Origin of the sequence: Neobacillus drentensis, assembly GCF_036962765.1 — a bacterium.
Classification (GTDB): Bacteria; Bacillota; Bacilli; order Bacillales; family Cytobacillaceae; genus Neobacillus; species Neobacillus drentensis_C.
The window spans coordinates 10,134-16,000 of sequence record NZ_JBALOS010000104.1 but is presented as its reverse complement, the minus strand read 5'-3'; the positions used below and the strand labels follow the sequence as shown (position 1 = coordinate 16,000).

Below are 5,867 nucleotides of genomic sequence, written 5' to 3'. Positions count from 1 at the left end.
AGGCAAGTTTAACAGAGCTTTACATAAAAATAAAACTTATCACTCATATTGCCATGTTCAAGTGAATAAAATCGGAGAATGAATGGATTTCATTGGAAGGTCCTAGGTCACAGCATGAAAATATAGGATAAGAGGTTGGGGGAAATGAGAAAACGCTCGATTGTAATTTTATTTTTAGTCATCTGCAGTTTAATGGCGTTGGCTGGTTGTACAGAAAAAACAGTGAAAGAAAAGGCGGTTGGGGAAAAGGTCACAGAACCAAAGCAAAAGCCAGTTCAAACACCACAGGAAGAAAACCAGAAGGAAGAAGCACCGAAACCGATTACGGTCAATGTACTGGATCCAAATACGAAATCGATTATCAAAACCTTTCTTCCAGTTGATATGGGATTTGGAACAAATAACGAAGCTTATAAAAAGGAACTAGAGAAGTGGGCAAGCGACTTGGCAAGAGGAACGGAAGGTAAGAATGGCTATGATCAACGAATGGTTCTGGATAAGATTGACTCCAAAGGTCAGATCATTAAAGGGAAACCGAGGATTATTTTAGAAGAATCAGAGTTGGTTGAAAAGGTAATTGCAGCATCTGCAAATGGAGGAGATGTGGAACTGCCTCTTTATGTGACCGAGAGCGGGTATAAGCCGGAGGATGTGAACCAATTAGGAGAAGTCGTTGTGGCAACCTATACGACAAGATTTAATAGCGGGGTTGTCGGCCGTTCAAAAAATATCGAATTGTCAGCAGGAGCGATAAATAATGTCATTGTAGGCACAGGAGATATTTTCTCATTTAACACAACAGTAGGACCAAGTGATGCCGAGCATGGATATCAAAAAGCGAAGGAAATCGTTAATAAACAATTAGTTGATGGAATTGGCGGTGGGATTTGCCAGACTTCTTCTACCTTGTTTAATGCCGTAGACCAATTAGGTGTTAGTTATATTGAAAAACACCACCATTCCTTGTCAGTTGGTTATGTACCTGCAGGCAGAGATGCCACCGTATCCTATGGAGGTCCCGACTTCAAATTTCAGAATACAACTGGCGCACCATTTCTCATTAAATCCATCTACAAAAAAGGTTCCTTAACGATCGAAGTAAGAACATCAGCAGCCTTCCAAGCTTTAATGGCAAAACAATAAAAAGTGTCAGTCACCATTTTGGATGGTGCCTGACACCTTGTAAAGAAACATACAAAAGGAGGGAGGATTATGGGGTTGTTTTCGAAACGGGAGTTTACGATTGCTGAAGAGGGAATTGATTTGGTTGAAAAGATAAGGCTGGGCGGAGTGGATCAGTTTGTCCTTATCCAGGGGGATGATGTTACGAAGCCTGTATTGTTATTTGTTCATGGCGGTCCATGTATGCCGGTTCCTGGCGTGGTTTCGCGAGGTCAGAATTTTGCCGTTTCCATCTCCACTAAAGAGCTCGTTAAACATTTTATTGTAGTATTTTGGGACCAGCGAGGGGCAGGGAAATCCTATCACAAAAATACACCCAAAGAATCTTTTCGTGTCGAGCAATATATTCACGATTGCTATGAATTAATCGATATCTTAAGGAAACGTTTTAATAAGGAAAAGGTATTTTTAGCTGGTCATTCATGGGGGACCATTATTGGATTATCGATTGCATCCAGGCACCCAGAAAAGCTTCATGCCTATATTGGCATATCGCAAATTATTAATTGGCAGGAAAATGACATGATTTGTTTTGACTGGTTAAAGGCCAGGGCCGAGAAAGCCAATGATCGGAAAACATTGAAGAAATTAGAAGAACTAGGACGACCACCTTATCTATTACTGAAACAATGGACCGATTTCCGACGCCCCCTGATCAAATACAATTCGATGGTTTATGAAAGCGAAAAAGTGAAACATCCAGGTATGCTTGGTGCTTTAAAGCTCTTCTTAAATAGTTCAGAATACTCCATGAAAGCTATCTTCCATACACTTTACAGCTCCTACAATCAAACCTACACCCAAGAACTAGTTGAAGATTTTGCAAAGGTTAATTTTAAAACAATAAAAAGAATAGAGACGCCGCTTGCCTTCTTACACGGGGCAAAAGATGTTCATGTTGACGGACAACCTGTGGAGCAATATTTTATCGAACTAGAGGCACCGTTTGGGAAAGAATTGGTTTGGTATGACAATTCCGGCCATATGTTTCATCCTGACGATACGAAAAAGATTGAAAAATTTATCATCGAATATGCGGAAAAAGTCTCAGAAATGCTGGTCGTATAGTTTGATAAGGTTCAATATTAAAAGCCCGTTATTATCTTTTCAACGACTGTAGTTGAAGAGATAGTAGCGGGGCTTTTTTAATGATTTTAAATGTGTATATTTATTCCTTGGTAAACAAAAAATACCATTGGTCATCGAAAAAAATGTAGGAGGATTTACATGGAATGGTTTAAGAAAGCGTTAATTTCTTTTGCTCTAATCATATTATTAGGAGGATTAGGTCAGCAAAGTGCAGCAGCTAAAGACCTTAAAGTTACTATTCACCCTGATCCATCGAATGGTCAAATGAAGTCGATAGAGACGAGCAGACAAAAGCCAACGAAGGCAAAAAACCAGGGATTATCGGAAGATTATCATGGACATAAATCCAATCGGCCGGAAACGAATAATCCAAAAAAGAAAAAAGCACCATCAGCGAATAATCGTTTTATTCCGATTCAATTATTAGGTATTAATGACTTGCATGGACAATTAAATGTAACCCGAAACGTAAACGGAAAGCCAGCTGGCAGGGTTGATTATTTAGCTACCTATTTAAAAGAGCGAGAAGCAGAGAATAAAAATACCCTTCTTGTTCAGGATGGGGATATGGTAGGAGCCAGCCCTCCTGTTTCTGCACTTTTACAGGATGAACCAACAATTGAAATCTTGAACAAACTAGGTTTTGATATCGGAACCGTCGGTAATCATGAATTTGATGAAGGGTTAACGGAACTGCTCCGCCTGATAAATGGTGGAACGCATCCGAAAACTGGAAAATTTGCAGGCTCCAATTTTCCATGGATCGTTGCAAATGTCATCAATGAAAAAACAGGAAAGACAATCCTGCCACCTTATCAAGTCATCAAAGTAAATGGAATGCCGATTGGCTTTATTGGTGTCGTGACCACCGAGACTCCGACTCTAGTTGTCCCTAGTGGTGTAGAGGGATTAAAGTTCACAGATGAAGTAGAAGCCATAAACCAAAATGTAACGGAGTTGAAAAAACAAGGGGTAAAAGCGATTGTCGTCTTAGCTCATAATCCGGGTACTTCTGGTCCAAATGGAGAAAATCCAACAGGGCAGTTAGTCGATATTGCTAACAGGGTGGATGATGAAGTGGATATCATTTTTGGCGGCCATAATCACGCCTATATGAACGCAATGATTGACAATAAATTAGTAGTCCAATCCTATTCTTATGGCACGGCCTTTTCAGATGTGGATATCGAGATTGATCCAAAAACTAAGGATATCGTCTCAAAATCGGCAGAGATAGTAACTACGTTCCAGGAAGGTATCAAGCCAGATCCAGAGATAAAACGAATGATTGAAGGATATGAAGCAAAAGTGGAACCCATTGTTAATCGGGTGGTCGGGTCTACAGCGAATAGTCTGACCGCTAAGCAAAATGAGAATGGTGAGTCCGTCCTTGGTGACTTCATTGCAGATGCGCAAAGGAAGGCGATGAATACCGACTTCGCCTTTATGAATCCTGGCGGAATCCGAGCGGACATCGACCCTGGTGATATTACCTGGGGAGAAGTTTACACAGTTCAGCCCTTTAATAATGACCTTGTTAAAATGACAATGACTGGACAGCAGATTAGGGCACTGCTTAACCAGCAATGGGGTCCAACCAAAACCAATATGCTGCAGATATCTGGTTTAAGCTATAACTGGGATCCCAATAAATCAATCGGTCAAAGAGTAGTGAGCATTAAGTTGCCAGATGGCACGGAAATAGATCCAAATAAATCCTATTCAGTAACAGCGAATATCTTCCTTTCTGGCGGCGGAGATGGATTTACCGTATTTACTCAAGCCCAAAACAAAGAAGTCGGGCCCGTTGACCTTGATGCGTTAGTGAACTTTATCTCAGCCCAACCTAAACCATTCACTTATCAAATTCAAAACCGTATCCAGAGTGCTCAGTAATAAAATAGGGTGTCAGGCACCAATTGGTGCTGACACCCTATTTTTATTGTAAAGCTTCGATAGCCAGATCTTTGGCAGGAAGGAAGACTTCGCCGGTGTCCAAGTAATGGACGGTTACTTTATCTCCTTCTTTTAAGTAGATAGAGAGTGGGGCTTTTTCCGAAGAAACGATAAAGTTTTGGCGGTTGTTTATTAAGAATGAGACAACGGTGAAATCTCCGCTTTTTTCCTTGTAAACTCGCACAACAGTTCCGCTGATTTGCTTTTCTTCCGCCTTTGAATTTCCATCCACAGTGCCCTTGCCCCTTTGTAAGGCGGTTTTATATTGTTTAAGGGCCTCATTTGGGGTGCTGGCGTACACAGAAATTTCTGGATTAGCTGCTGATACAATAAAGTAATTTTGGAGAAATCCGTTTGAATCCAATACCGGTGTTAACCAACTAGCTTCCCCATAAAAATTATAAAGAATCGGCATTTGCCCAAGCCATTTCTTTTCAATAAATTTCTTCTCAATGATCTGCAAGGCACCTTGCGAATCCATATATGACTGCTCTGGATTTCCAGTATAGAATGTTGCTTTACCTGTCCGTGAGTTAGTCAGCGAGTACCCAAGCATGGAATCAACCCCTTCTTTAGGACTAGTGAAATCAGTGAAATAATACATCGTTCCATTTTCATCAAAGATTGGGCTTACATTTGACTCCGTTCCTTCATCGGAGGGCAGTTTCACATCAGACTTTCCGAATACACTATTCCAAAATCCATGAATGAGGTTTCCGTAATAGCTGTTTTGCAAACTAACAGCTTCAGGGGAGACTGCACCATCGATAAATTCTGGAACATTTGATAAAGGAAATTCTTTCATTTCGCCACTTTTAGAATCGACGACGACAACACCCTTAGTGTTAAATCCATTACGGGCGGAAATAAATTCACCGTAGGTACGGATATAATATGGTTTTCCATCCTCGTCAATTTCTAATTGAACGTCACCATAGAAAATTTTCATCGGATATTTCATGCGAATATGACGTTCTATATTTTTATTAAAATAAGAGGAAGGGGTATAAATCATTTCTGACTTAATGAATTTAGGATTAGCGCTAGAATCGGTTGCACTCAATGTAAAGTAGCCTGGTGTACTTTCACCTTTCCACCATTTGAAAAAGCCCGAGAATTCCACGGGAGCGATGTATACATAGTCTCCGTTCAGTTTTTGAATTTGCAGGTTTCCAAGCTCGTAGTAACTAGTGTTCGGTACCTGCCCAAATGCCTTTTTCATTTTGTTGCGGGCAAACTGCGGCGGAACACTTGCAGGAGTTTCTTTCTCATCAAAGGTTTGAATCTCTACCTTTTCATCCATCTTGGAGCCTTCATATTTTTCATCAGCATTAAATATAAACGCAGTTAAAAAATAAATCCCAAGGGCCACACTTGCTAGAAAGAGAATACCTTTAATCTTTCTTTCTGCCCCTTTAGAAAATACGGCTCCAGCAGCGGTAAGAACAATACCTAACGGCCAAACCGAGGTGAAATTTCTATCATGATTACTTAAATAATAGAATAAAAACACAGCTAGCATAAGAATGGCTACAACTGCAATGAAGAGCCCGATTTTAAGTTTTTTTCCGTCTTTTTTCCTTGCCTGTTCATGTTTAAACATTGGGATTAGAATAACTGCTGCGGCTATCCCAATAATC

At 40.3% G+C, this 5,867-nt stretch carries 4 protein-coding genes; 3 read left to right on the top strand and 1 reads right to left on the bottom strand.

The features are described 5' to 3' along the window. The first annotated feature begins 144 nt into the window (after positions 1–144). From V7137_RS14185 to V7137_RS14175, 3 genes are all read left to right on the top strand, one after another. Positions 145–1,143 (top strand): VanW family protein, encoded by a 999-nt coding sequence (locus V7137_RS14185; protein WP_335698687.1) that lies wholly within the window; start codon positions 145–147, stop codon positions 1,141–1,143. A 69-nt stretch (positions 1,144–1,212) separates the two neighbouring features. After that, entirely contained in the window at positions 1,213–2,250 is a 1,038-nt protein-coding gene (locus V7137_RS14180; protein ID WP_335698686.1) for an alpha/beta hydrolase, read from the top strand. A 159-nt stretch (positions 2,251–2,409) separates the two neighbouring features. Then, positions 2,410–4,167 (top strand): bifunctional metallophosphatase/5'-nucleotidase, encoded by a 1,758-nt coding sequence (locus V7137_RS14175; protein ID WP_335698685.1) that lies wholly within the window; start codon positions 2,410–2,412, stop codon positions 4,165–4,167. 43 nt (positions 4,168–4,210) lie between these two features. Here V7137_RS14175 and V7137_RS14170 read toward each other — a convergent pair whose 3' ends face one another. Next, on the bottom strand, positions 4,211–5,866 hold the full coding sequence (locus V7137_RS14170) for a hypothetical protein (RefSeq protein ID WP_420490130.1): 1,656 nt from the start codon (positions 5,864–5,866) through the stop codon (positions 4,211–4,213). Position 5,867 lies beyond the last annotated feature (1 nt).